The following is a 26,204-nucleotide window of genomic DNA, read 5'->3' on the forward strand; positions in this document are numbered from 1 at the left end:
ATCTCTTTTCCGTGGTTTCTAGCACATTTATTACGAAGTTGAATAAGACAAACATATATTAAGTACGAAAAGATTTACTATAATTAAGCATTTAAAAGCAAAAAAGAATCCGGTTTGAGTAACTGGATAATAGGCAATGAGATTCATAAATTATTATATTAATCCGGAGCTTACTGAAAAAATACCTATTAAGTGATCCGGGAACTATTATACTGAAACCCCACTGAAACCACCTGGAATTTGTCGATCAGAGTCACCCATAAAAGGTTTATTATGTGGCTTCTGTGGTTTTATCATTATTATCCGTAAACGTTACGGAATTTATACAGGATATAACGGTGTTATAGACATGATGGATCCGCAAATAGAAAGAAAACTCATTGAAATCATGAGGGTGATTCATGAAAGTGACAAGCCCATAGGTGCCCGGGCTATAGCTGATGAACTGAACAACCGGGGCTATGATATAGGAGAGCGGGCTGTCCGTTACCACCTCAGGATCCTGGATGAGAGAGGGTTTACACGCAAGCACGGATACGCCGGGCGTACACTTACTGATCTTGGGGAAAACGAAATGAATGACGCCCTCATTGGGGACCGTTTCGGTTTTGTAATATCCAGGATAGAAGAAATGGCATTCAGAACCACCTATAACCCTGAAACTGACAAAGGGGATGTTGTGGTAAATATCTCTTATTTTGACAAAGATGATTTCGAAACTGTTATCGAGTTAATTTCGTATACTGCTCACGCAGGCTATATGATAAGCCCGAGAGTAAGAATTTTCGAAGAGGATTCGCTGGAAATGTCTTTGCCTCCGGGGAAAATAGGAATAGCTACCGTGTGCAGCGTCACTTTTGACGGGCTTCTTCTGAAAGCAGGAATTCCCGTAGAACCTGCTTACGGAGGGATACTCCAGATAGAAAACAAAAAACCTGCACGTTTCCTTGACCTTATTTCTTACAGCGGGACCTCTATAGACCCAATAAAGATTTTTATGAATAGGACTCCTACTTCAGTTCTTGAAGTACTTGAGAAAGGGGAAGGAAAAATACTTGCCAATATGCGTCAGATAAATTCCTCTGCTTACGAGATGACAGGAAAAATTTTGAAAAAAGCAGAAAAAGTGGGTCTTGCAGGCTGTATCACTCTGGGAGAAATTGATGAGTATTTACTTGGAGCTCCGGTTGAAACCGGAAAGTTCGGGGCTGCGGTAGTGGGAGGAATTAACGGGATCTGCGCACTTGAGGAAACAGGAATTGAAATAGAGACAAACCCAATTTCTACCATGCTGGATTATCAGACAATGAAAGAGATATAAATTTAATATAAATCAAATATAAATCTAATACAAATTTAATATAAATCTAATATAAATTTAATATAAATCAAATTTTGAAATACAGGCAAAAACTAAGATGGAAACGTGAGGCAGGAAAATGCTCAGGCTGACAGTGTTGTACGATAATGAAGCATGTCCCGGTTTAACAGGAAGCTGGGGGTTTTCAGCTCTAATTGAAACAGGCACTGAAACCCTTCTTTTCGACACAGGCTGGGATGGGACTCTTCTTCTAAAGAATATGGAGAAAATAGGCATTGACCCTGCCTGTGTAAATAAACTGGTTCTTTCCCATCAGCATTGGGACCATATAGGCGGTCTGCCAGAAATCCTTAACGCAAACTCCGGCATTACAGTTTATGTTCCTGCATCTTTTTCAGAGAACCTCAAAAGGGAAATCCGGAAGAGAGCTGAGCTGATAGAGGTGAAGGAGTCTATTGAGATATCTGATGGCATCTGGAGTACAGGGGAACTGGGAGAAAAAATAAAGGAACAGTCCCTGGTTCTGTGTACGGAGAAAGGATCCTACGTCCTTACGGGCTGTGCTCACCCAGGCATTGCCGCAATTCTGGACGCTGCTCTTTGTCACGGAGAAGTTAAAGGAATTATTGGCGGCTTGCACGACGATGACAGATTTGAGAGGCTCGAAGGAATGGAACTGATAGCAGCCGGGCACTGCACAACCCATAAGGAAAAAATAAAAGAGCTTTTCCCCACGAAATTTATGGAAACTCAAGCTGGCCTGAAACTGGAGTTAACAACATATTAAGTGAGACTGAAGTTAACAAGATAATAATTTGATGAATACTATTTTTCTAGAAAAAGTGAAGACCTATCGTACATCTTATACTATCAGACAGCTTACACAGGAATTTCTATATTTCAGGCGGTTGAAGATTATCTTTTAATAACCTCAAAATCGGCCTGATTCAGGTTGCTGGATCTGGAAGAATTTCAATTCAGGGTTTTAATTAAGTGTTTTAATTAAGTGTTTTAATTAAGTGTTTTAATTCAGGATTCAATACAAACTTGTTATTTTATTTTCAAAAGAATGTTCGGAAGCACTCAGAGAACATATAATTAGAAATATAATGCCCTCCAAAAGGGATAAAGGATTTTGTGCAGAGAACCGGAGATGAGACAGAGCTGTCAGGCCAGCCTGATCTTGGTCCTTATTCTGCCAGATAGAACTAAGTGGACTCACTCTAAACGGCTATTTCTCAGGATACGAAGAAAATCGGGGAAACAGTATCCGAAAAGAGATAAAGGGAGAAAATACCATGCTAAAAATAGAAGACCTGACTGTAGAGGTCAACGGAAAAATCTTACTCCATGATGTGAACCTCGAGGTTGAGAAAGGGTACACAAATGTACTTTTCGGACCAAACGGAGCCGGGAAGTCTGCCCTCATGAGGACGATTATGGGTTTCAGCGAGTACAAGGTTTTGAAAGGCAGGATACTGTTCAATGGAGAGGACATTACTCACCTTCCAGTGGATGAAAGAGCCCGCCGCGGGCTTGGTATTATGATGCAGCGTCCGCCCGATATGACAGGGATTAAACTCGGGGACCTTGTAAAAGTAACATCAAAAGGAAAGAAAGACCCTGAAGCACTTGCAGAAAACCTTGATATGAAGCGTTTTCTCGACAGGGATGTGAACGTTGGTTTTTCAGGAGGGGAGATTAAACGCTCCGAACTTCTCCAGCTTGCAGCCCAGAACCCGACGCTCTATCTTCTGGACGAGCCCGAGTCAGGAGTGGATCTTGTGAGTATAGAGCAGGTAGGGATGACAATAAAAGAACTGCTTGACGAAGGGATGGACTGTCCCGGAGAGAGATGCACGAAAGGTAAATCAGCTCTTATTATTACACACACGGGCCAGGTTCTGGACTATGTGCAGGCAGACCGGGGATATATCCTCTGCAACGGCACGGTTATGTGTTCGGGGAATCCTATGAAAATGCTTGAAGAGATTAAAAACAAAGGGTACCAGGAGTGTATAACATGCAGACTGAACAGGTGAGCCTTAAAAAAAGAGCCGAGAGCGCAGCTGAGAAGAAAGCGGCTTTCGGAGAGGACTTTGAACTGGAAAAATACGAAGAAGGTTCTAAGGTCAGCAAACCAATTGAAGACCTCCAGTCTCTTGATGAAGAAAGCAAAAAGACACTGCTCCAGGTAGGGGTGATCCCGAGCGAAGAAGGCAGGTCAGGAAGTTTTCTGGTACTGGATAATGCGGTTTCTCACTCAACCCTTAAAGATAAAAACGTGGAGCTGATGTCAACCCACAAGGCTATGGAAAAATACGAATGGCTTAAAGATTACTCCTGGAAACTTGTTCAGGTGGATGCCGACAAATACACCGCAAAAACCTATCTGGAAGACGCTGACGGTTATTTTATCAGAGTGCCTGCGGGAAAGAAAACCTCCATGCCTGTCCAGACATGCCTTATGCTGGGAAGCAAAAAGGCAGCCCAGACAGTACATAACATCATAATTGTTGAGGAAGGGGCGACTCTTGACATAATAACGGGGTGTACAACTAAAAAAGGAGTTGAAGAAGGTCTGCACCTTGGGATTTCCGAGATGTACATAAAGAAAGGCGGCACCCTGAATTTTACAATGATCCACAACTGGGCAGAACAGATAGGAGTCCGCCCGAGAACGGTTGTGAGTGTTGAAGAAGGCGGGACTTATGTCAGTAATTATATTTGCTTAAAGCCCGTGCGCTCTGTACAGACTTACCCGACTGTCAGGCTCGAAGGAGAGGGGGCGGTAACCAGGCTCAATACCATAGCAATTGCGCACCCGGGTTCCGAGCTTGACCTTGGGAGCAAAGCTATTTTCAATGCCCCGGGTACAAGAGCAGAGCTGATTTCAAGAACAATTACCGTAGGCGGGAGGCTGATTGCACGTGGAGAGATGATAGGAAATGCAAAGGGTGCAAAAGGCCACCTCGAATGTAAAGGCCTTGTCCTTACCGATAAAGGCAGCCAGCTTGCAATCCCTATCCTGGAGGCAAATGTGGACGACATAGAGCTTACTCATGAGGCAGCCGTTGGAAAAATTGCTAAAGACCAGGTGGAATACCTGATGGCAAGAGGGCTTACCGAGGATGAAGCAGTCGGAATGATCATAAGAGGCTTCCTGGACGTGGGTATAAGGGGAATCCCGGAAGAGCTTAAGGAAGAAATAGAAAACACAATTGCACAGACAGCTCTTGGAATGTAATTTCTGCAGGCCGGGGGACTTCTGAGTCTCCCCGGAAAAACTTCTCTGAAAAAGCCTGAGGAAAAAGATCGAACTGCCGGGAGGGGAAGAGGCAGCCGCTGAAAAAAACATTGGAAAAGACAGGTTTTACAATTGAGAAAAGAATAAGGTATTTTTTAATTGAGAAAAGGGTGTGTGGTTCCGGCAGGAGAAAAGGAGAAACCTGCCGGCTTTTGTGGTATAAGTGGATTTTAACGAGCATAAAGCATGATTTTAAGATTAGGTCTTTTTGAGTTAGATAAACCTTAAAACAGGCAAGCTCATTAAACCTTAATTTGCAAATTGGATAAGGAATATAAAAACGTTTCTGTTCGATTATTTATATAAAAATAAGATGTAAAATTTCCGGATATCTGTTCTTTTCTTCAAAACTTATTATCAAGGAGAAACTATTTACCAAGAAGGTTTCGGAAAGATTCCTGATCTCATGAGTGAGAATTTAGGGTAAATTGAATCAAAACAAAATAGAAGTCTTAAAGTTTTATTACTAGTTGAGGTGACTGGAGGAAAGAAAATCCTTCGTCAGGGTAGAAGATCTGTTTCTGAAATACGGAGCCCGATTATTATTTACAAGAACAGCATTACATAGCTTAATTTTCAATGCTGAAAGACTTAATGGAAAATAAGAATTTATAGTAATGTATTTTATGCACCAGAGAGTGAGAAGGGGAATTAATGGTCGAAGAAAAGGACAGAGATTTAAAAGAAAAAAGTTTGAAGAAAACCCCAACAGGCATAAGCGGTCTGGATGATATAACTTATGGGGGACTGCCTGAGGGACGCACGACCCTGGTGTATGGAAGTGCGGGTTCGGGAAAGACTCTCATGGCTATGGAATTCCTGGTTAAAGGAGCAGAAAATTACGGCGAGCCGGGGGTATTCATGGCTTTTGAGGAGACCTCTGAGGATCTGGCTGAGAATTTTGCCTCTCTGGGATTCGGCCTGGATAGCCTGGAAACCAGGAACAAGCTAATAGTTGATTATGTTCGTATTGAGAAGAGCGAAATAGAGGAAACAGGCGAGTATGACCTGGAGGGACTGTTCATAAGGCTCGGGCTGGCTATAGATTCCATAGGTGCCAAACGTGTTGCACTGGATACACTTGAGGTTCTGTTCTCAGGTTTCCAGAACGAAGCGATACTGCGCTCTGAACTCCGCAGGCTCTTCCGGTGGCTAAAGGACAGGGGTGTAACAGCTATAGTCACCGGGGAAAGAGGAGAAACATCTCTTACAAGATACGGACTGGAAGAGTATGTCGCAGACTGTGTAATTTTCCTGGATAACAGAATGGAGGAACAGATTGCAACCAGGCGCCTGCGCATTATTAAGTATAGAGGCTCAAAGCATGGCAGTAACGAGTATCCCTTCTTAATAGAAGAAGATGGAATATCGGTCCTGCCTATCACTTCGCTGGGCCTGGAACATGAGGCATCTAGAGAAAGAATATCTACGGGCATACCGCGCCTGGATACGATGCTTGGAGGGCAGGGTTACTACCGCGGTACCACCATACTTATCTCAGGAACAGCTGGTTCAGGAAAAACCAGTTTTGCAGCCCAGTTCTGTAAAGCTGCATGTGAAAGGGGGGAAAGCTGCCTGTACTTCGCATATGAAGAATCTCCAGACCAGATAATCAGGAACATGAGGTCCATAGGTATAGACCTCCAACCTTATTTAGACTCTGGACTTCTGAAGATCCATGCATCCAGACCTATGGCGTACGGGCTGGAAATGCATCTGATTACAATGCGCAAATTCCTTGACACCTTCAAACCGGACGTTGTAGTCATAGACCCCATTTCTAACCTGACCAATGTGGGCACTCAGACCGATGTAAGGCTCATGCTCACCAGGTTTATCGATCACTTAAAGCTCAGGAATATTACTGCTGTGTGTACAAGCCTGGTAGTACAAGAGAGTACTGCTGGCATTAATGCTGAGGGCATATCTTCCCTTATGGATACCTGGGTCAATCTTCGCTTCTTCGAGAACAGCAATGAGCGCAATCGTGGAATATCTGTTATTAAGTCGAGAGGCATGGGACATTCAAACCAGATCAGGGAGTATCTTCTGGCTGACCATGGAATAGAGATACAGGATGTATACCTGGGGCCATCTGGAGATTTACTTATGGGATCTTCTAAAGCTGTCCAGAAAGCTGAAGACCTGGCAGAGGCAGTGGCTCAAAGACAGAATGCTGATAGAAAAAAGAGAGAACTTGAGACCAAGCTCAAATCTCTGGATGCCCAGATTGCCAGCTTGAATTCTGAATATGAGACGCAGAAAGAGGAGCTTGACAGGCTTATCTCCGACCAGCAACTGAGGAATGAAGCGCTTGCAACTGGTAGAAGTGAGCTGGCTCGAATAAGGAAAGCCGAGAAGCCCTGAATGGGCGTGGTTTACGCAGGCAACAATCTGAAAACCCAGACAAGTGGACATTTTCGCCATCCAATAGTCTATGTTAAAAATGTATGGGGTTCAAAAAATAAGAGAAGGGGGCTTCCAGGGAAAAATTGCTCCTTCTTATGTTCAAATGGTGGAAATTATATGGGAAATGCGGCACAAAGTGAAAACGGGCCCGAGCTTCTCGAGTCTGATACGACATCTGACCAGGAATTTTATATCCTGAGGCTATACGTAGCTGGTCAGACTAAAAAGAGTTTGACAGCCTTCGCCAACTTAAAGAAAATCTGCGAAGAACATCTTGGCGGCAGGTACAGGATTGAAGTCATCGATCTTCTGGAGAACCCGCAGTTGGCTAAAGGAGATCAAATATTAGCTGTTCCAACACTGGTTAGAAGACTCCCTCCACCAATAAAGAAAATTATAGGAGATCTCTCGAATACGGAGCGAGTCCTGGTAGGCCTGGATTTGCGTCCTGTGGAGTGATGCTAATGTCCGATACCGAAGAGGCCAGAAAGTCAGATGTTAAGGACTCAACAGCAGCCTTTGAAGAAGCCCTTGCCAAAGGAGAAGATAACAACATATATGTTCTGCGCCTCTATGTCGCGGGGATGGGGCCCAAATCAATACAGGCGATAAACAATATCAAGCATATATTTGAAGAGTATGCGCCCGGCAAGTATGAGCTTGAGGTTATTGATATCTATCAGCATCCTGTCTTTGCCAGAGATGGGCAGATAGTGGCAGCTCCTACTCTTATAAAAGAGCTCCCTCCACCATTAAGAAAGCTCATAGGCAGCATGTCAGATACCGAAAGGGTTCTTATGGGGATGGACCTGAAATCAAAAAAAGATAAAGAATGCTAAAAATGCAATTTTTGGGGAAGGGCGTTGTAAATATGAGTTCAAAATTGGCGAAAGATCAGGGAAACGTGCCATATCAGGAGCTGTTAGATAAAAATCATGCCCTGGAAGCAGAGATACAGGATCTAAAAATACAGCTGGAAGAGGCCGAAGAACTCAGGCGTGCCATCAGTGAGGGGGATCTTGATGCTTTGATTATACCTGGACCTCAAGAAAAATTGATTTTCACCCTGGATAGTGCCGACCGGGCGTATCGCGTCCTTGTGGAGACGATGAATGAGGGTACTGCCACCCTTGCCTCCGACGGTACTATTCTTTACTGCAATCGCCAATTTGCAGAACTCACAAAGATGTCATCCGGGGCTGTAGTAGGTACGTCTATTTATGGATTTATTGCGCCAGAAGATGCTATTACCTTTAAGGCACTCCTGAAACAGAAAAACAGTGTAGGGGAGTTGAAATTTAGGGCTCAGGGTGGTACGTCTGTACCAGTATACCTGTCTATCAGTTCATTGCAGTCCGAGGGATCACCAAGTGCATGGTGCCTTGTGGTTACAGACCTGACTGAGCAGAAGAAGAATGAAGAAATAGTTGCTGCTGAACGTCTGGCCCGGTCAATTATAGAACAGGCTGCCGAAGCCATAGTAGTCTGCGACACGACTGGAAGGATCACATATTTCAGCAACACAGTGTCCAAGGTCTGTAAATGCGATCCGGCGTTCAAGAGATTTGAAGATATCATAGATATCCGGTTCTCAGAAGGAAAAGATGCAGGAAAAAGTATTCTTCCGGTCTCCTCTGCTCTGAAAGGAGATACCATCCTTGGATTGGAAGCAATCTTAGAATATAAAAGTTGCCAGAAGTTCAACCAGAAGCTCCATTTACTATTAAATTCAGGACCTCTCAGAAACTCCAATGGCAGGATAATAGGCTGTGTAGTAACTCTCACGGATATCACTGAGCGCAAGAAAATGGAAAGGGAGCTTCAAGAAAGTGAGGAAAAATACCGAAATATCGTAGAGACAGCAAACGAAGGTATATGGATACTTGACCCTGAAGCCAGAATTACTTATGTTAATCAGAGAATGGCAGAGATGCTGGGATACAATCATGAAGAAATAATTGGAAGGTCTGCATGGGACTTTACCGGTGATGAAGGAAAAGAAGCTGCCAAGCAGAGTATGGAAAAAGGAAAGCAGCGTATTGATAGAGATCATGAATTAAAATTAATAAGCAAAAATGGTACGCCTCTATGGACAATTGTAAGTGCTAAAGCTCTTTTTGATAAAGATGGCAATTTTATGGGCTCTATGAAGATGCTTACAAACATTACCGAAAGAAAAGAAGCAGAAGTTAAACTAAAACAAACCCTCAACAATTTGGAAAAATTAGTTCAGGAACGCACGATAGAGCTTGAGAAGGCTTACGGCTCATTAAAAGAAAGCGAAAGAGGTCTTGCTGAGGCTCAAAAAATGGCACACATCGGAAACTGGGATCGGAGTCTTATAACTAATGAAGTTCACTGGTCTGATGAAGTTTATCGTATTTTTGGATTTAAGCCTAAGGAATTTGGAGTAACTTATAGCACATATTTAAATTGTGTACATCCTGACGACCAAGACCGAGTAATTAAGGCAGCTAAACAGGCTTTAGAGGGAAAACTCTCCAGTATTGATTACAGGATTGTCCTGAACAATGGGGAGGAGCGTGTAGTCCATGAGGAATTCAAAGTTGTCTTTGATGAGAAAAGTAATCCTGTCCAACTCAGAGGAACAGTTCAGGATATTACGGAGCGTAAAAAAGCTGAAGAAACCCTGGAAAAAATGGACAAAATCCGCATAAAAGAAATCCACCACAGAATCAAAAATAACCTGCAGGTTATATGTTCTCTTCTCAGTCTTGAAGCTGAAAGATTCAGTGACGAAAAGATGCTTGAAACTTTGAAAGAGAGCCAGAACCGTGTAGCTTCAATGGCTCTGATACACGAAGAGCTCTACAAAGGAGATAAAAACGACACCCTTGACTTTGCAGCTTATCTCCGCAAACTCACTGCTGATCTATTCAGCTCATATAATCTAGGAAATGACAATATCAGCTTGAAAATGGATCTTGAGCAGGTATATCTGGATATGGATACAGCAATCCCTCTTGGTATCATTGTAAATGAACTGTTTTCAAACTCCCTGAAGCATGCTTTCCCTGCTGGAAGCGAAGGCGAAGTCCATATAAGCCTGAGAAGAGCTGAGACTTTTGACAAAGGAAACAATGTATCAGACTCGGACCAGCACTGCAACGAAATAGATAATTTCCGATACATACTCAGAGTGGCTGACAATGGAAAGGGCATATCAAAAGAAATAGAGATCGAAAATGCTGATTCTCTAGGGCTCCAGCTTGTAAATATCCTTGTTGACCAAATAGACGGCTGTGTAGAGCTCAGTAGAAATTGCGGGACAGAATTTACAATCTGGTTTGGGGATAAAGAGCCGTAAGCTCTTCAATTTATGGCTGTCTATTCAAAACCCGTTTTCACTTAAATATCCACAAAAGTTCCATAACTACTTTTCCGATCAGTAGCTCGATTTATTACTTAAGTCAAGATCCAAAAATTAGTTTTAAGTTTAGAATTGGCTCGCCAGATACTGGGAATCCAAGAATTTATTATTGCTCTATTGCGGCAGCTACTAAAAATCCTATAAAAAGCCCGGTAAGAATTGTACCTAAAACTGTGCCTGTCGTTAAATTGTTCGCTGTATTAAATGCTGCAAGCATTATCACAACAAATATGATGAATACTAGAATACCAATTGCAGATGAATTTCTATTTTCCCCCATTTTTATTTTCCCCTATGATATAATGACTCAGTTCCAAAATCTAGTGATAAAAGTAAGTGTAACATCACTACACAAAATTATAATTCTATAATTATGTAATGATGTTACGGCACAAACAATGGTAACTATAAACCTTACTCTTAATAACTTTTCGGAGCTCCCTGCTCTTTTAGACGTTTTTGGTTGTTTTGGAAACAATTATGAATACACTACACAAGGAATTTTTCGTAGAAAAATTCCTCCAGTCTGTTCAATTTGTAATACTCCAATGGTTCATAATGGCTATAACCCCCATACTAAACAAGGTCTTGGAGAAATCAACATTGGTAGATATAAATGCTCAAATTGTGGTCGTACATACGAAGAAGATTATAGTTTTTGGGGAGATCTGAAAGCTTTACTTTTTGATTCATTCAATGATTTCTTCAAGTTACTCAGATACCATAACGTTTCATACGATGGAATTTCTGATATAATGGAATTCATCTATCCAATATCAAGAAGCACTATTTTAAGAGCATTCTACAAAGAAATGGAACAGGAAACTGTTCCATTTTCAGAAAATATACATATGGTACACTATGACGAACAACATCCAAAAGAAGGAAGGTGTCAGAAATACCGTTTAACCTTACTGGATGCAAAAACTCAAACAACGATAGCAGATGAACTTTTTGAAGATAAGAATCCAGAAACTATTAAGGAGTTTCTGCAGAAAAATCTTGATCCATCAGAGCCTGTGTTTATCGTTACGGATTTTGATAAGAGATACCCTGATATATTAAAGGAAATTTTTGGGGATAAGTTAGTCCATCAATATTGTTTGATGCACTTAAACAAGCTTATAGTTAGTGATTTCCCAAAGAATACAACGATTGAACAGGAACTATTGAAGTACAGGTTATTGAATATATTCTACAATCGAGAAAATGAGATTAAATTTCTGGAAAAACTTCTATCTGAAGAACTCAACGTAATTACTAATGAAGAAAAACATCAAGAATGGAGTAAAAAAGCAAAAAAGGAATTTAACCAGTTTAGACATAAATTAAAGCTTAAAAGAAGACGAAAAAAGGAAAATCTCCCACTTAATAGCCTTGAAAAAGCAAAAGATAACTTTGATAAATTAATGCAAAATATAAGGACATATGATGAAACGATTCAAAAAAGATTGTGGATGATCAATAAACACTGGTTAAATCTTACTTTGTTCCATTATCTTCCAGGAGCGCCAGCGACAAATAACCCTATTGAAAGCTATTATTCAAAAAGTCTAAAAACCGACAACAAGAAGCAGTTCAGGACTGACAAAGGAATTGAGAACCAGATTAAACTTACTCAAATGAGAAGGTTAAATTTGCTCAAGAAACCACAAAAGTCATTTCTGGAATTGTTCAGATTATTTAATCCATTTAAGCTTTAGTAATCTATTTTGAGAGAGGAATTAAGGATTATGTAGCGGAGCGTATCGATTTTAGGCAAAAAATAAGTGAAAAATTAAAAGAATAAAAGAATTCTTTGGAATTCATGCCAAAGAAATTGTTTCTCAAGGATTATTACAGTTTATTTGGACGGTTAGCAGAGAAAAATGAAGATTTAAGAAAGGAAAAAATGAGAAATCACTAAATTATGAAATTGTGTCGATATAATTGGTGCAATATAATAATAAATATTGCTATTAGACTCAGGTACATACCTTAATCCATCTAAGCCTGACAGATGCTAGGAACTAAACGATCCAAAATTGTTGTCGAGACAGTCCTTATGCAGAGGTTAGGGCAAAAAATAAAAAACAGGTCACCATATAGATTTTTTTCCGATTCTTATGAGTTTAATAAAGAGGAATATTCATCGATTTCTCAGGATCACATTTGCCGTATCTTATTTTCCCTCTGTGTGCTTATTATTCTCTGTAACATAAGCTTGGAGAACAGAATCAAAAAATATAGTACTTCAGTTTTTTAGCTTTATTTTGCAGTACTTGCCAGTATATAAGTACTACGGACAGAATAATACAGTACTGCAAAATAAAAGAGGGATTGAATGATAGATTTTGCCTGCAAAGAGTTCAAAGTAGAGGATGTAATCAAGTGCGCCCTCAACCTTACAAAAGCTGATCTGAATGTTATGAAGTCATTCTTAAATGAACCTGACAGATGGATTGATACTGATGCCCTTTCAAAATCTCTGAAACTTGATGTTTCTACAGTCCAGCGCTCCGTAAAAAAGCTGCATGAGAAAGAGATCCTTCAGAGATCGCAGCAAAACCTTGACGGAGGGGGCTATGTTTACATTTATAAAATATATTCAAAAAACCAGATAAGGAATATCATTCAAAAAATCGTCCAGTCCTGGGCTGATAGACTCGGACAGGAACTGAAAGAATGGGAAAACGGAGGCGAATAAAATACTCAAAATCACACCCTACCTGGGAATACTTGTACTGATCGTTTCTATCGGCGGACTCTGGTATCCTGCACTCGGCTACTTTATGCTGCTGATCTTTGCTGCAATCTTCCTGAGCAGCCCTTTCAGAGGAAGATGGTTCTGTGGAAATCTCTGCCCTAGAGGTAGCCTTGTGGACTTTGGAGTCAGTAAAATCTCAAAGAAAAGGAAAATACCCGATGCATTCCGGAGTCTCTGGGTCCGCCTGCCAATATTTTTCCTGATGATGGGATTTATGGGCTACAGGGTAGCAAGCACTATCGGAAGCCTCAATACATTTGAAAAGATAGGCATGATCTTTGTAATGATGTGCCTTGTAACCACTTCAATTGCAGTTCTCCTCGGAACTTTCCTGAGCCCCAGAGCCTGGTGTTCTTTCTGCCCCATGGGGACCGCCCAGCGCCTTATTGGAGGGAATAAGTACCAGCTGAAACTTGAAAAAGATAAATGCGTTAACTGCAAAAAATGTGAAAAAGTCTGCCCCATGCAGCTTAAGATTTGCCAGACCGGAGCAAATCCCGATTGTATAAAATGCGGGCGCTGCGTGAGTATCTGCCCCAGAGATGCCCTCCATTTCTAAACTATTAACTTTAATAATTAACTTAGACCGTTATTAACATAGGTTATTATTAATTAAGATCATTATCGACTTAGGTTATTATTAATTAAGGTCATTATCGACTTAAATTATTTTTATAGTTATGAATTGATAAAACGTCGCTGAGTTACATCAGGAAAAACAGAAAAACGAAAGATAAAATCCGTAAATAGAAGGGAAAAAACCAGAATTCTATCGATTAACCCTTTTTCAGATAAAAACTGGTTTTTTTACACCTTATAAAGTATTTTTTCAATCGATTGTATCTGCAGGTCTTTCTACTTCCTTTTTTAAATTAAAAATGTCCTCTATATTGAGCTGCAATAATCAATACTTATCAGTCTTTTTGAGTTCAGCCCACTATTAGAAATAATCTGGAAGTTTTCCCTTTAAGCAAAATCCGCTCACAGGAAAAATCCATGATTTTCTTTCCCGAGGAAGAACTGGGGAAGCAGAACTCGGGAGGAGAAATTCGAGCCTATTAAAAGAACCAGCAGACCCTTTTTTCCAGATTAGGAACCTTTCCTCCAGAGGAATTCTTATATAGAAGTGCTTGCATTAAGAATAGGAAAATTAAGCACAAAAAAAAGTGCTCAGGAATACAACTAATAGAAATTCACACTATTTCATATCATTAAAAAGGAGATTGAATTTTTGGCAGCACAACCGATCTTTATATTAAGGGAAGGCAGCAAGAGAACCCACGGTTCAGACGCTCAGCACAATAACATCATGGCCGCAAAAGCTGTAGCTGAAGCAGTAAGAACGACTCTTGGGCCAAAGGGTATGGACAAGATGCTTGTAGATGCGATGGGAGACGTCGTCATTACAAATGACGGAGCAACCATCCTGAAAGAAATGGACATCGAGCACCCCGGTGCAAAGATGATTGTGGAAGTCGCAAAGACCCAGGATGCCGAAGTAGGAGACGGGACAACCACAGCAGCCGTACTTGCAGGAGAGTTACTTACAAAGGCAGAAGACCTGCTTGAAAGCGGCGTACACCCGACTGTTATCGCAAGCGGTTATAGGCTCGCAGCAATCCAGGCTGTAAAGATCCTTGACACAATTACAATCAGCGCATCCCCTGAAGACACAGAGACTCTTGAGAAGATCGCAGGCACAGCCATCACTGGAAAGGGTGCAGAATCCCACAAGGCTCACCTCTCCAATCTTGCAGTCCGTGCAATCAAGTCCATTGTTGAGAAAGATGAAAATGGGAAGATCACTGTCGACATAGAAGATGTTAAAACAGAAAAGAGGCCAGGCGGAAGCATTAAGGACTCTGAGATTGTCGAAGGTGTAATTGTCGACAAGGAACGCGTCCACACCGGCATGCCGGAAGTTGTGAAGGATGCAAAGGTCCTTCTTTTAAGCGTGCCAATCGAACTCAAAAAGACAGAAACCAAAGCCGAAATAAAGATCACCACTCCCGACCAGATGCAGCTTTTCCTCGACCAGGAAGAAGCAATGCTCAGGGAAATTGTAGACAAAGTGATTGATACCGGCGCAAACGTAGTATTCTGCCAGAAAGGAATTGACGACCTCGCCCAGTACTACCTGACAAAAGCAGGCATTTTCGCAATGCGCAGAGTAAAGAAGAGTGACATGGACAAGCTCTCCAGAGCCACAGGCGGAAGAATCATCACCAACCTGGACGAAATCGACGAATCCGACCTCGGCTATGCAGGTATGGTGGAAGAAAAGGACGTCACAGGTTCAAGGATGACCTTTGTTACGGGCTGTAAAGACAGCAAGACCACCTCTATCCTTCTCCGCGGCGGAACCGAGCATGTTGTGGACGGACTTGAGAGAGCCCTTGAAGACGCTCTCAGGGTCGTTGGTGTTGCCCTAGAAGACCAGAAGATTGTTGTCGGTGGCGGCTCCCCAGAAATAGAACTGTCCCTCAGGCTCAAAGAATATGCAGCAACCCTCAAAGGAAGGGAACAGCTTGCAGTAACAAAATTCGCAGAGTCTCTGGAAGTTATCCCGCAAACCCTTGCAGAGAATGCAGGGCTTGACCCGATTGACATGCTTGTAGAAATGCGCTCACAGCATGAGAAAGGAAACAAGAGGGCTGGACTTAACGTCTACAAGGGCAAGATCGAGGATATGTTTGAAAATAACGTGGTCGAACCCCTTAGAATCAAGACCCAGGCAATTAATGCAGCAACAGAAGCTGCAATCATGGTCCTCAGGATCGATGATGTTATCGCTTCCACAGGCGGCGGAAGAGCAGCTCCAGGCGGAATGCCAGGCGGCGACATGGAAGACATGATGTAAAGAGACTTAGAATAAAATCAAAACTTAACAGAAGGTTGCCGGAAAAGCTTAATTTTTCGGCATCCTCTTTCAAAAACATTTTAAAAAATTTTTTACTTGGAAGGCAAATAAATTTCTTTCCTGAAGTGATTCAGGATAAAATTTTGGGGCTTCAGATAAATTTCATTATATAGATGCCCTTTTTAAGAGACACCTCTTTTTTGAGAATACTTACTAAAAATTAAATGAAAATTAAAGAGAATACGTTTTTTTCAAAAAATTAGCCACAATAATCCGGATTTTAAAGCCGAATATTATAAGAGGGTTAATGGCTCCAAAAAACATATTCGGAACTGGGTTCTGGCAAGTATACCAATCAAATAAACTTTAACGGGCTTCGTAGCAGGAGATCTCCCTTGCGTCTACTATAACGGGTTTTCCTATTTCGTTTGAGATAACGTTCCTTACCCTTGCCATACATCTGCATTCAAGCTGAATGCGTGCTGACAGAGCTTCTCGCTCTTCAATATAGAGTTCACTTGAGCTTACAAAAGAGTGGACTGAGATCTGCTTCTGGACAACTCTTGCTATAAGCCCCTGGGTCCCATCAGTTAGATCCTGAAGGCTTGTGGAAGTCAGGAGAACACTGTCTCCTGCATTGAGTCCTAGTACTCCAAAGAAGTTCTGCGGATTTCGGATCTCAAGAGTCCTGAGATCGTGCTTTTTCAGGATCTCGATCACGGAGTCGGCAATTCCTGTTAACGTAATGTACTCCATGAGATCACCCGTACATTGGGAACTCCTTTTTGACTTCTCCTTTCCGCTCGGTAGCCTGAACGTCTTCAGCAAGCCTCTGGAGTTCGATTTCTATGCGCTCGGCCTGTTCTATGAGCCTGTCAGTGCTGATTGAAAGCCCGTAAAGCTCATTGAGGACTCCAATAACAGAAGATGCAGCCCTTGGATCAGGGTTCTGGGTCCTCGTAGCCCCAAGGAGACTGATTGCAGGAATCCCACGCAGCAGACATTCAGCCATTACGCTGCCCGAAATTCCGGAAATAGTTCCCATCTGGAAAATCTCGACCTTATCCCTGATTTTGTCCAGCATTTCCGGAGTGGTAGCTGCTCCGAAGACCTTATGGCCTCCGTCCATAATTGCAATCCCTGCAATGGAAGCAATCTCTTTTACATTGATAGCCTCAGCCCAGTCTACAAGAGCATTACTTACATCGTAGGAAACCGAATGGCTGATAGGAATGTCGGAAATAACTATAATGAGATTGTGCTCTACATTTTCGTAGATCCTTACAGGCATGTTTATAAGCCCCTCATAAAGCACTGCAATTGAGGGGAAATACCTGGAATCAATGGAGCCTATGTACTCCATGTTCAGCTCTTCGATGATATGCTGACTTGCAATATTCCCCACAAGCCCGATTCCGGGAAAACCTTCAATCAAAACAGGATTTTTTGATTGTACAGGTTTCGTAATAATCTTCACGTCATTGTCGTCATAGTCTGTCGTAGTTGACAAAAAACCACCTCATGAAATACAACCCCTATGAGTATATCTGATCTAATCCTAAATAAACAAGTTTCTTGCCGGCCCGGACCTGTACTACCTTCTGCACAGGCATCAATAAAAAAATATCGATGATTCCGGGATTTCGGATGCCATAACCCTCTTTTTTATTAAAAGAGAATCCTTTTAATATATATTTCTTCTTACTACAGAGAAAAAATAATTCTGATCAGAAACAGTTATTCTAATTGTTATGTTTCCCCCATCCGGCGTTTGCTATATATTTCAGATATAAACCGAATTTAAAGAAGGCCTTAAAGAATATAGGAAGTTTACAGGAAAGAAGAAAAGTAAGAGAAATCCGCAAAAAAAATAGTTGTAAAAGCAATCCATAAGTGAAGCTGAAACAAAGATAGAAGCAGAACAAGTAAAAGCAGAACAAGTAAAAGCAGAATAAATAAAAGAAGGATAAATAAAAGCATAATAAATAAAAGTAAGATAAATAAAAGCTGAATGAATAAAAAAAGGATAAATAAAAGCGGAATAAGTAAAGGCAGAATTAGTAAAGTAGCTCAATAGGCACGAAAGCCGAATAAAACACAAAGCGATTGTAATAATCAATTAAAAAAGCTCATAAAAAATAAAAACCGACTACAGGAGAGAGTAATTTATGGAAAAACCAGTTCTTTATCTGGACAGAGTAGGAGAAGAAAACACCGAAGCTGTTATTGGGGCTGCAGCAAAAAGAGCAGCAGAGCTTGGAATCTCACGTATCGTAGTTGCCAGTACAAGCGGAAAAACTGCCTTAAAAATGGCAGAGGCGGTAAAAGGCAGCAACATAAAGGTAATTGGGGTTAGTCACCAGTACGGTCAGAAAGAGAAAGGCGAATGGGAAGTGGAAGAAGAGTACAGAAAGAAACTCGAAGAGCTTGGAGCAGTGATTACTACCCAGTCGCACATGTTTTCCGGTATAGAACGTTCCATCACAAAGAAATTCGGAGGATATTCAAGGATCGAAGTAATATCAGATACCCTTCGCTCCCTCTTCGGAAAAGGTTTCAAAGTGGCTATAGAAGTTGCCATTATGGCAGCGGATTCAGGTCACATCCCGGTATCAGATGATACTGAAATCATCGCTATAGGAGGAACAAGATGGGGTGCAGATGTAGCTCTTGTGCTGAAGCCGGCTCACAGCAATGACTTCTTCTCCCTTCAGGTAAGGGAAATAATCGCAATGCCAAGGGCAAAAGAAGACTGATGCTGAAATAGATTGGGGGAAGAAAAAAGGGGATAAGAAAGACAGATGCAGCTTTTTATCTGTCCCGAACTCCTTCCAATCCCCAAAGATAAATATATCTGAGCGGCATCTATAACCGCGGCATGTCAGCAATATTTGAAATTATCGATAAGGACGCAGGCGGCAGGATAGGAAAACTCAGGACTCCTCACGGAGTGGTTGAGACCCCTACAGTCATGCCTGTTATCAATCCGAACATCCAGCTTATTTCCCCGAAAGAAATGAGAAGTTTCGGGGCAGAGATTCTGATCACCAATTCCTACATTATTTACAGGAAAGAAGAACTGCGTACTGTCGCCCTTGAAAAAGGGTTACACGAGCTACTGGGTTTTGACGGCCCGATTATGACAGACTCCGGCTCTTTCCAGCTTTCAGTATACGGGTCTGTGGAAGTTACAAATGAAGAGATCCTCGGGTTCCAGGAAAAAATAGGAAGCGACATTATAGTCCCACTTGATATCCCGACCCCTCCGGATGTCCATTTTAGAAGAGCGGAAGAAGAACTTGCGACCACAGCCGAGCGCCTTGAAGCTGCCCGTAAATTCATCCAGAGCAAACAGCTCCTCGCAGGTCCTGTCCAGGGTTCAACATATCCGGAACTCAGGGAAAAGGCTGCATCCCACCTTAAAGATTTGAATTTTGAAGTTTATCCCCTGGGAGCAGTTGTGCCTCTCATGGAATCCTACCGTTATGCAGAGCTTGTTGATGTAATTGCAGCATCCAAAAAAGGACTTTCTCCAACCTCACCTGTCCATCTTTTCGGGGCAGGGCACCCGATGATGTTTGCCCTTGCAGTTGCCCTTGGCTGCGACCTTTTTGATTCGGCAGCTTATGCCCTTTACGCAAAAGATGGTCGTTATATTACCTCAAACGGGACATACCACCTGGAGAAACTGAACTACCTGCCCTGTTCCTGTCCTGTCTGCTCCAGATATACTGCCGAAGAATTAAGAAAAGCTAAAAATAAAGAAGAACTTCTCGGGCGGCATAACCTTTATGCGACTTTTGCGGAAATCCGGCTTATTAAACAGTCTATTAAGGACGGAAAACTGCTTGAGCTTGTTGAGCAGCGCTGCCGTGCCCACCCGAAACTCCTTGACGGTCTGAAGAGGCTCTATACTCACTCTGCATGGCTGGAACAGTTTGATCCTGCAACTAAAGGCACTTATTTCTACTGTGGGCCGGAGTCTGCTTCCAGACCTGAGGTTCTGCGTTTCGGGAAGCGCCTGGAAAGGTTCAGCATTGAAGGTTCGGCGATCATACGTACATCTCCGGTTAAAGGAGAAAAGGACTATGACCGGATTCTGACATTTAAAGCTCCATTCGGGGCCTTCCCGGCAGAAATGGAAGAAGTGTATCCCTTCAATGCCGAGGTTCCAAAATTTCCGGACTACGAAGCTCTCAGCACGTCCCTGTCAAATACAATTAAACTGATGGATCTGAATCCCGGGGCAGAATTTACCTTTATCTGCGAAAAAGAGTTCCAGCATCCTTTAATTGAAGAAATCGGAAAAAAGGCAAAGCTTGTATACAGGGAAGCCTGGAAAAAAGAATAAGCAGGCTTAAAGACTGCAACTTGAATAGAACAGACTTCTATTAAATTTTTGAGAATTGAAGGGCGGAATATCGGTTAGGTTTAGAACCCTGCTCAATAACCCTTCCAATTGTCTAACTTTCAACTCTCCCGCATTGGCAGAATCTTTCGGTAAAAAAGAAAAAGGAAACTTTTTTGAAATGCGAAAGTTTATAGGACTATTTGTAAACAAGCTCTTAAACCGAAAAAATCCCGAAACACGAAATTCCGGATACAGAAAACTCCTTATAAACCGAAAAACCAAAGGTGAAACTATTGTCCCTTACAGCAAGAATAGGGGAGCTCAGTCCCTACCTCCGGCTGCTGAGGCCCGAACTATACTATATGGACCTTACCCTCCCGGCCTCAAGTGCAATTCTCGCTTCTTACCTGGCAACCGGAGAGCTCCCCGAAATTCTCCCATTCCTGGTTGCCGTAGTCGGAGGCTTTGCGGCCATAACCAGTTCATATGTCTTCAATGACTGCTGTGATATTGATATAGACACGATCAATCTTCCAGGCAGGCCCCTTCCTTCCTCAAAGGTTTCGAAAAACTCAGCAATGCTATATGCCGGGCTGCTTTTACTGATTGCGGGAGCTGCTGCTTTTTACCTGAACCCTGAATCTCTTGTGGTTCTCTTTATCGCAGCTGCAACCATAACAATTTACTCGATCTTTGCAAAAAGAAACACCTTTCTAAGTTTTCTGCCTGTGGGGATATCTTATGGTCTCGTGCCTATCGGGGTATGGCTTGCATTTGACCCGGCAGGGATCCTGAAAGGCAGTGATGGAGTAATTCTGCCCCTCCCAGCAATCTGTTTCGGTCTAATGATGTGCGTTACTGACTGGGCTTTTACACTCGGAGGAGTTGCCAGGGATGTGGAAGGGGACAGGTTAAAGGGTGCACCTACAATGCCCGTAACCTTCGGGATCCCCTTTACCGCCAGATTTGTGACCTTCTGGTGGATTGTAGGGGTTATTGCCTCGGTTATCATAGGCTGGTCAGCACATCTGGGCCCGGTATTTTTTGCAGGAGCCCTTGCTTCAGGACTCTGGATGCTCGCTCAGTGCATTGACTTTATAAAACACCCGACGCCTGAGAGAGGCGGCGCACTTTTCCTTAACGGCTCAAATTACAGGGCAGTAATGTTCGGGTCAATGATTCTGGATGTTGTGCTCTGCATATATATTGGGTCTTATACCTCCATACTCTGGTAAAAATCCCTGTTGGGAAGGATAGAAAAAAATGGACGCAGATATAATTGTAATCGGTGCATCTCCTGCAGGGCTCATGGCCGCCAGAAATGCCTGTGAGAAAGGTGTGGATGTGCTTTTGCTCGAAAGGAAAAAAGAGATAGGGAATCCACCCCACCCTGCAAATTCTTTTTTTAAGGGAATGCTTGACAGGTGCGGAGAAAAGGCAGACGCATCTTATGTTGTTCACCACCTCAAAGGAATGAAAATCATCTCCCCGGAAGGACACGAAGTAATAGTGGAAACTCCCGGCTATTCCATTGACAAGACAAAGTTTGACCGGTTTTATACAGAGAAAGCCGCTAAAATCGGTGTTGATATAAGGACAGGAATCGAAGCAAAGGATATCTGGAGAGAAGGAAAGGAATTTGCTGTCAGCACTTCTGCCGGGAGGTTCAGGTCGAAACTTGTAATAATTTCTGACGGCATCAATTCGAAAATGGCTTCTCTTCTGGGTTTGAAAACAATGAAATACCCTGAAGATATCGCCTGGGGAACCGAGCTGGACATAAGAGCTCCAGGACTTGGCAAACCTGAAATGTTTGAGTATTATGTCGGGAACCATGCCCCTGGCTGGAAAACGACATATGCGCCCAGGGGAGGCAATAACGCAGCTATCGGTGCTTATGTGCGCAGGTGCGGAAAGGACGCGACCCCTTACCTGGATGCCTGGGTAGAGCGTTTTAAAAAGCTTAAAGGGCTTGAAGAAATAGAGGTTGTCAGAAAACTTTCCGGAGGAGACCCTATCGTAACCATACCCGGGGAGTATATAACGGATGGAATAATGGTGGTTGGAGGAGCTGCAGGCCAGTCCGGGATAGGATATGCCATGAGGGCAGGCCAGATATGCGGGGACATGGCAGCGGATGCCGTAAAGAAAGGTGAGGTATCAAAAAGTGTTCTCTCGGAATACAGGAAAACCTGGGAAAAGGAATTCAGGGCAGAGCACTACGTGGGCCGTATAGGGCTTGAGACTCTCAGGAAGATGACTGATAGGGAAATCGATGAGATGGCAGAAGTATTTGAAAACGAAGACCTCTCCTTTATCCACGGCAGCGCTTTTGAACAGGCTATGCAGGTTTTTACGTTCATGTTGAAGAAGAAGCCTTCAGCCATGCTCAGGTACGGGGCATTCCTGAGAAACAAATAAACAGCAAAATAAACTAACAAAAACATAAATCAACGAAAGAAGTAAACAAAAGCTAAGGCGCTGAAAAGAAGGACCAGGAACTACTGAAAAAGAAGAACTGAAACATGTAATTGAACAACACGGAAAATAAAAGCCACCAGAAATCCAGATGCAGGGAAAATATGCAATACGAGTTTTACAAAAATCCCCTTTTCAGGGTTTATGCCGAAATTGAAGACGGATGCCTTGCGATGAAAACAGGCGGGGCAGTGTCACCACTGATGAAAAACGTCCTTAAGGCAAATATCTCAATCTTTAACGGCGAAAAGCCTGCAAGAATAGAGGCTAACCGCCTGATCTATTCTACATGGATGCCCCCGATTCCGAGTTCTGGTTTTGACCGCCTTGTTAAAAGCCAGCTTTCATCAATGCTAGGGAAAAACATTCCCGACCAGGTAACAATCTCGATTACAGAGGACTGCCCCAACAACTGCATCCACTGTGCCCTTCCTGATACGAAGAACAGAGCGAAACTTTCACCTGAAACAGTCAGGGATGTGATCGACCAGGTTCTCGAAATGGGTACGACCTTTGTTATCTTTGACGGGGGAGAACCTCTGACATATCCAGGTCTGGAAGAGCTTATAAACTACGTTGACCCTGAAAAAGCCATTACCGGAATGTTCACTTCCGGGGTTGGGCTGACAGAAGAACGTGCAAGGAGCCTCAAGACTGCAGGGCTTTACTCTCTTACGGTCAGTTTTGACAGCGCATATGAAGAAAAACACGACTATGTAAGGGGCAGGAAGGGAGTATTCAAAAGCGCGGTTGAAGCAGTTAAAAATGGGCTTGCTGCAGGGCTGCTTGTAAATATATACGTGGTGCTCTCACGGGACAATGTCAATGAACTTGATGAGCTTTATAACCTTGCAGCAGGCCTCGGAGCCCATGAACTCTCTTTCTATGAGATAGTGCCTACAGGCAGGTGGATGGACCACGCCTCCGAAATAATGACCCCAAAGGATATGAGAAAATTTGATAACTTTGTGGCTCAGGCACACGAAAAAGAAGGCCCGAGAATTTTTCCGATTCCGCTGGTTATGAGGACAACAGGCTGTATGGCAGGCAGGAAATGGCTGCATATTACGCCAGAAGGAAACATTCTGCCCTGCGCATGTATCCCCATTCCTTACGGGAATGTCCACAGAGACAGGGTGAAGGATATCTGGAAAAAAATCAGGAAAGACCCCGCATATAATGCAAAATGCTGCCTTATGAGGAATCCGGAGTTCAGGGAGAAATATCTGAAACTTCCAGAATGAACTTCAGACTCAAAGCAAATTTTAAATTTTTCGTGCAGGCAGGTTAAAAAAGTCGAAGTGGCAAGAGACAAAGCTGGAGCTAGAAAACAGGAATTCCCTTTTTTCATACGATATATGTAGTCTGAGCTTGCCTGCGCAGCAGCTAGTCTAAAGCACAGGATGCACGGAACTTAACTCGTAGAACAAACAGATACCTGTAAGGTTCTGATAATAGAAAAATAGACGCAGGTGAGAGCAAAGCTGCTTTCACGTGCAATTGAAATTAAAGATTCAATGAATCTATTTTGTGAGATTGATTAGACTAAACCAGACCTCTGAAGAGTCATCAGGTCTTCAGTGGTGAGCTTTGCTCCGCCCTTGAACTTCTCGAAAATGGATTTTGCATCTTTCTGGAGTTCGGACTTGACAACACGGGACTTTCCATCCTTGTCTTTCTTCTTAAGCTTGAAGATTTCTTTGTCAAGGTCTCTTATTTCCTTCTGGGCGTTGATGAAAATCTTGTGCTGTTCGTCAGCTGCTTCCTGGGCTTTTACAAATTCCCTGTGTGCAATGTCTGACTCTGCTCTGGTTCTGTCAGCTTCCTTGAAAGCTGCAATCATCTTCTCGTGGTATTCCTGTGCCTGCCTTGCATACTCTGCAAGCTCGTCATGGAACACTGAAGCTTCATCCCTGATTTTCTGGGCTTCGTCCAGGATATTTTTCAGTTCGAGGTTGCTCTCAAGCTGGACTTTTTTAACATGGTACTGTTTCTGAAGCTGCTGGATCTTACCAACGAGTTCTCTTTCCTTGGTGGTGCTCAGTACTTCTGTCTGCTGGGCGAATTCAAGGCGATCGATGTCTTTCCTTAAGGCTTTGATTGAGGGCCCGCCAAGGTTGTTCTGCTTTCTGATGGTGTCTGCCTTTGCAAACAGTTCATTTGCTCTGGCATTGGTCTCGTCGCGCTTATTCTTGTACTCACTGACTTTCTCGTTAATCTCGTCCCTGAGAACTTTTAATTCCTGGGCTTCGTTGATAAGGTCTTTCGTCTTCTTGTTGAGTTCGTTGCGCTTTGCGGCGAGAGCGCTGGCTTCAGCGTTAAGAGTATTCCTCTTCTCTTTGGATTCTTCAGAAATGTCCTTCAAATCTGATCTTTTTTTCTGCAATTCCTTTAGCATCTCTTATTGTGCCTCCCGGTCCAGCAAAAAAGCTGGCATTTTAGTAGTGTTCGATGTCGACATGCTGTGCCTGATTACAACATTGATAAGAAAGAGATTCAAGAACAGGGATTACGGCCCTCAGGTCTTTTACTGTTATGACCACGTCCGCATACTCCCTAAGGATGGGCTTTGGATTGAAAGCTATGGCAAAACCTGCTATCTCAAAAATACAGGCATCGTTTGCGCCGTCCCCGACAACCACACACTGCTCGGGCCTGACATTGTAGAGCTGTGCCAGTTCCTCGAACACCTTTGCTTTGGAATCACTTTGTGTGACAGGGCCGACAACTTCTCCCAGGAGATAGCCATCTTCCACAAGCAGTTCGTTAGAAACAACAAAATCGATACCAAGCGTTTTACCTATCCTCTCGGCGGCTATGGCAAACCCGCCGGAAATCATAGCAGTCTTATAACCCCGACTTTTGACATACAGGACAAGTTCTGCTGCTCCCGGCATTAGATTTATCTGGTTTACAGCATCAAGGGCAGTTTCCACAGGAAGACCCTCAAGAAGTCTGACCCTTTCTGCAAGCGCTTGCTCGAAATCGAGGTCTCCATGCATCGCTCTATTCGTAATCTCCTCTACTTTGCTTACAACACCTGCAGCCCTGGCGAGCTCATCGATAGTCTCAGCGTCTATAAGGGTGCTATCCATATCAAAAACAATGAGTTTGTTTTCAGTAGAATCGTTTATAGGACAGTTCACTCAATCAAAACCTGGACCTGAATATCTATAGATATAGCGGGACAATTCCCGAAATAGGGCATACTGCCCGAAGTACCGTTTCAGAGGTACCCCCACAGTTTTAGATAATATATATGCCCTGACATTAAAAGCCCACCAACGGATAAGTTTGTCAAATTATAATGCGGGTTTCGCGAAAACAAAACCACAAAACAA

22 protein-coding genes are annotated in these 26,204 nt (G+C 42.8%); 17 read left to right on the forward strand and 5 right to left on the reverse strand.

Annotated features, from left to right (window positions below; all coding sequences use genetic code 11):
* Window positions 1-349 precede the first annotated feature (349 nt).
* The 8 genes from nrpRI to M886_RS17435 all read left to right on the forward strand — a co-directional run bounded on the left by nrpRI (window position 350) and on the right by M886_RS17435 (window position 10,365).
* The gene (gene nrpRI / locus M886_RS02780) at window positions 350-1,321 is read left to right on the forward strand and encodes a global nitrogen regulator NrpRI (protein WP_011033034.1); all 972 of its coding nucleotides are present in this window, start codon (window positions 350-352) and stop codon (window positions 1,319-1,321) included.
* A gap of 118 nt (window positions 1,322-1,439) precedes the next feature.
* Window positions 1,440-2,108, forward strand: a complete 669-nt coding sequence (locus M886_RS02785) for an MBL fold metallo-hydrolase (protein ID WP_048044543.1) — start codon at window positions 1,440-1,442, stop codon at window positions 2,106-2,108.
* A gap of 511 nt (window positions 2,109-2,619) precedes the next feature.
* Window positions 2,620-3,363 (forward strand): ABC transporter ATP-binding protein, encoded by a 744-nt coding sequence (locus M886_RS02790; RefSeq protein WP_048050617.1) that lies wholly within the window; start codon window positions 2,620-2,622, stop codon window positions 3,361-3,363.
* Window positions 3,345-4,568 (forward strand): SufB/SufD family protein, encoded by a 1,224-nt coding sequence (locus M886_RS02795; RefSeq protein ID WP_048042591.1) that lies wholly within the window; start codon window positions 3,345-3,347, stop codon window positions 4,566-4,568. The genes M886_RS02790 and M886_RS02795 overlap by 19 nt, the downstream gene beginning before the upstream one ends.
* Window positions 4,569-5,282: 714 nt before the next feature.
* Window positions 5,283-6,995, forward strand: coding sequence for a circadian clock protein KaiC (kaiC, locus tag M886_RS02805; protein WP_048050619.1), 1,713 nt, complete (start codon window positions 5,283-5,285; stop codon window positions 6,993-6,995).
* The gene (locus M886_RS02810; RefSeq protein WP_235203856.1) at window positions 6,996-7,496 is read left to right on the forward strand and encodes a circadian clock KaiB family protein; all 501 of its coding nucleotides are present in this window, start codon (window positions 6,996-6,998) and stop codon (window positions 7,494-7,496) included.
* 5 nt (window positions 7,497-7,501) lie between these two features.
* Window positions 7,502-7,876: a circadian clock KaiB family protein gene (locus M886_RS02815; protein WP_015411566.1), complete on the forward strand. Its 375-nt coding sequence runs from the start codon at window positions 7,502-7,504 to the stop codon at window positions 7,874-7,876.
* 32 nt (window positions 7,877-7,908) lie between these two features.
* Window positions 7,909-10,365 (forward strand): PAS domain S-box protein, encoded by a 2,457-nt coding sequence (locus M886_RS17435; protein ID WP_160173152.1) that lies wholly within the window; start codon window positions 7,909-7,911, stop codon window positions 10,363-10,365.
* Between the two features lie 169 nt (window positions 10,366-10,534).
* Here the strand turns inward: M886_RS17435 and M886_RS18540 are convergent, their stop codons facing one another.
* Window positions 10,535-10,708: a hypothetical protein gene (locus tag M886_RS18540; RefSeq protein ID WP_155395169.1), complete on the reverse strand. Its 174-nt coding sequence runs from the start codon at window positions 10,706-10,708 to the stop codon at window positions 10,535-10,537.
* A gap of 118 nt (window positions 10,709-10,826) precedes the next feature.
* On the opposite strand from M886_RS18540, the gene M886_RS02825 reads away from it, so the two are divergent.
* The 4 genes from M886_RS02825 (at window position 10,827) to thsB (ending at window position 16,034) form a co-directional block, all read left to right on the forward strand.
* The gene (locus M886_RS02825; protein WP_048040114.1) at window positions 10,827-12,131 is read left to right on the forward strand and encodes an ISNCY family transposase; all 1,305 of its coding nucleotides are present in this window, start codon (window positions 10,827-10,829) and stop codon (window positions 12,129-12,131) included.
* Window positions 12,132-12,751: 620 nt separating this feature from the next.
* A complete protein-coding gene (locus M886_RS02830; protein WP_011033043.1) occupies window positions 12,752-13,114 on the forward strand; it encodes a transcriptional regulator in 363 nt (120 codons plus the stop codon).
* Window position 13,115: 1 nt separating this feature from the next.
* On the forward strand, window positions 13,116-13,733 hold the full coding sequence (locus tag M886_RS02835; RefSeq protein ID WP_200880731.1) for a 4Fe-4S binding protein: 618 nt from the start codon (window positions 13,116-13,118) through the stop codon (window positions 13,731-13,733).
* Between the two features lie 672 nt (window positions 13,734-14,405).
* Window positions 14,406-16,034 carry a thermosome subunit beta gene (thsB, locus tag M886_RS02840; protein WP_011033045.1) on the forward strand — a complete coding sequence of 543 codons (1,629 nt, stop codon included), beginning with the start codon at window positions 14,406-14,408 and terminating at the stop codon, window positions 16,032-16,034.
* A 366-nt stretch (window positions 16,035-16,400) separates the two neighbouring features.
* Here thsB and M886_RS02845 read toward each other — a convergent pair whose 3' ends face one another.
* Together M886_RS02845 and M886_RS02850 are read right to left on the reverse strand one after the other, a co-directional pair.
* Window positions 16,401-16,790: a DUF473 domain-containing protein gene (locus M886_RS02845; protein ID WP_011033046.1), complete on the reverse strand. Its 390-nt coding sequence runs from the start codon at window positions 16,788-16,790 to the stop codon at window positions 16,401-16,403.
* Between the two features lie 4 nt (window positions 16,791-16,794).
* Window positions 16,795-17,544, reverse strand: coding sequence for a proteasome assembly chaperone family protein (locus tag M886_RS02850; RefSeq protein WP_011033047.1), 750 nt, complete (start codon window positions 17,542-17,544; stop codon window positions 16,795-16,797).
* A gap of 658 nt (window positions 17,545-18,202) precedes the next feature.
* Here M886_RS02850 and M886_RS02855 point away from each other — a divergent pair.
* The 5 genes from M886_RS02855 to M886_RS02875 all read left to right on the forward strand — a co-directional run bounded on the left by M886_RS02855 (window position 18,203) and on the right by M886_RS02875 (window position 24,107).
* Complete coding sequence (locus tag M886_RS02855; RefSeq protein ID WP_048039628.1) at window positions 18,203-18,790, forward strand: pyruvate kinase alpha/beta domain-containing protein; 588 nt, start codon at window positions 18,203-18,205, stop codon at window positions 18,788-18,790.
* 122 nt (window positions 18,791-18,912) lie between these two features.
* Entirely contained in the window at window positions 18,913-20,385 is a 1,473-nt protein-coding gene (gene tgtA, locus M886_RS02860) for a tRNA guanosine(15) transglycosylase TgtA (protein ID WP_048039627.1), read from the forward strand.
* 293 nt (window positions 20,386-20,678) lie between these two features.
* A complete protein-coding gene (locus M886_RS02865) occupies window positions 20,679-21,620 on the forward strand; it encodes a UbiA family prenyltransferase (RefSeq protein ID WP_048039626.1) in 942 nt (313 codons plus the stop codon).
* Between the two features lie 28 nt (window positions 21,621-21,648).
* Window positions 21,649-22,806, forward strand: a complete 1,158-nt coding sequence (locus tag M886_RS02870; protein ID WP_048050621.1) for an NAD(P)/FAD-dependent oxidoreductase — start codon at window positions 21,649-21,651, stop codon at window positions 22,804-22,806.
* Window positions 22,807-22,916: 110 nt separating this feature from the next.
* A complete protein-coding gene (locus M886_RS02875) occupies window positions 22,917-24,107 on the forward strand; it encodes a radical SAM protein (protein ID WP_048050622.1) in 1,191 nt (396 codons plus the stop codon).
* A 296-nt stretch (window positions 24,108-24,403) separates the two neighbouring features.
* Here M886_RS02875 and M886_RS02880 read toward each other — a convergent pair whose 3' ends face one another.
* On the reverse strand, window positions 24,404-25,261 hold the full coding sequence (locus tag M886_RS02880) for a coiled-coil protein (protein WP_011033055.1): 858 nt from the start codon (window positions 25,259-25,261) through the stop codon (window positions 24,404-24,406).
* Window positions 25,262-25,301: 40 nt separating this feature from the next.
* On the reverse strand, window positions 25,302-26,009 hold the full coding sequence (gene serB, locus M886_RS02885) for a phosphoserine phosphatase SerB (RefSeq protein ID WP_048050623.1): 708 nt from the start codon (window positions 26,007-26,009) through the stop codon (window positions 25,302-25,304).
* Window positions 26,010-26,204: the final 195 nt, after the last annotated feature.

Source organism: Methanosarcina soligelidi, assembly GCF_000744315.1.
GTDB lineage: Archaea > Halobacteriota > Methanosarcinia > Methanosarcinales > Methanosarcinaceae > Methanosarcina > Methanosarcina mazei.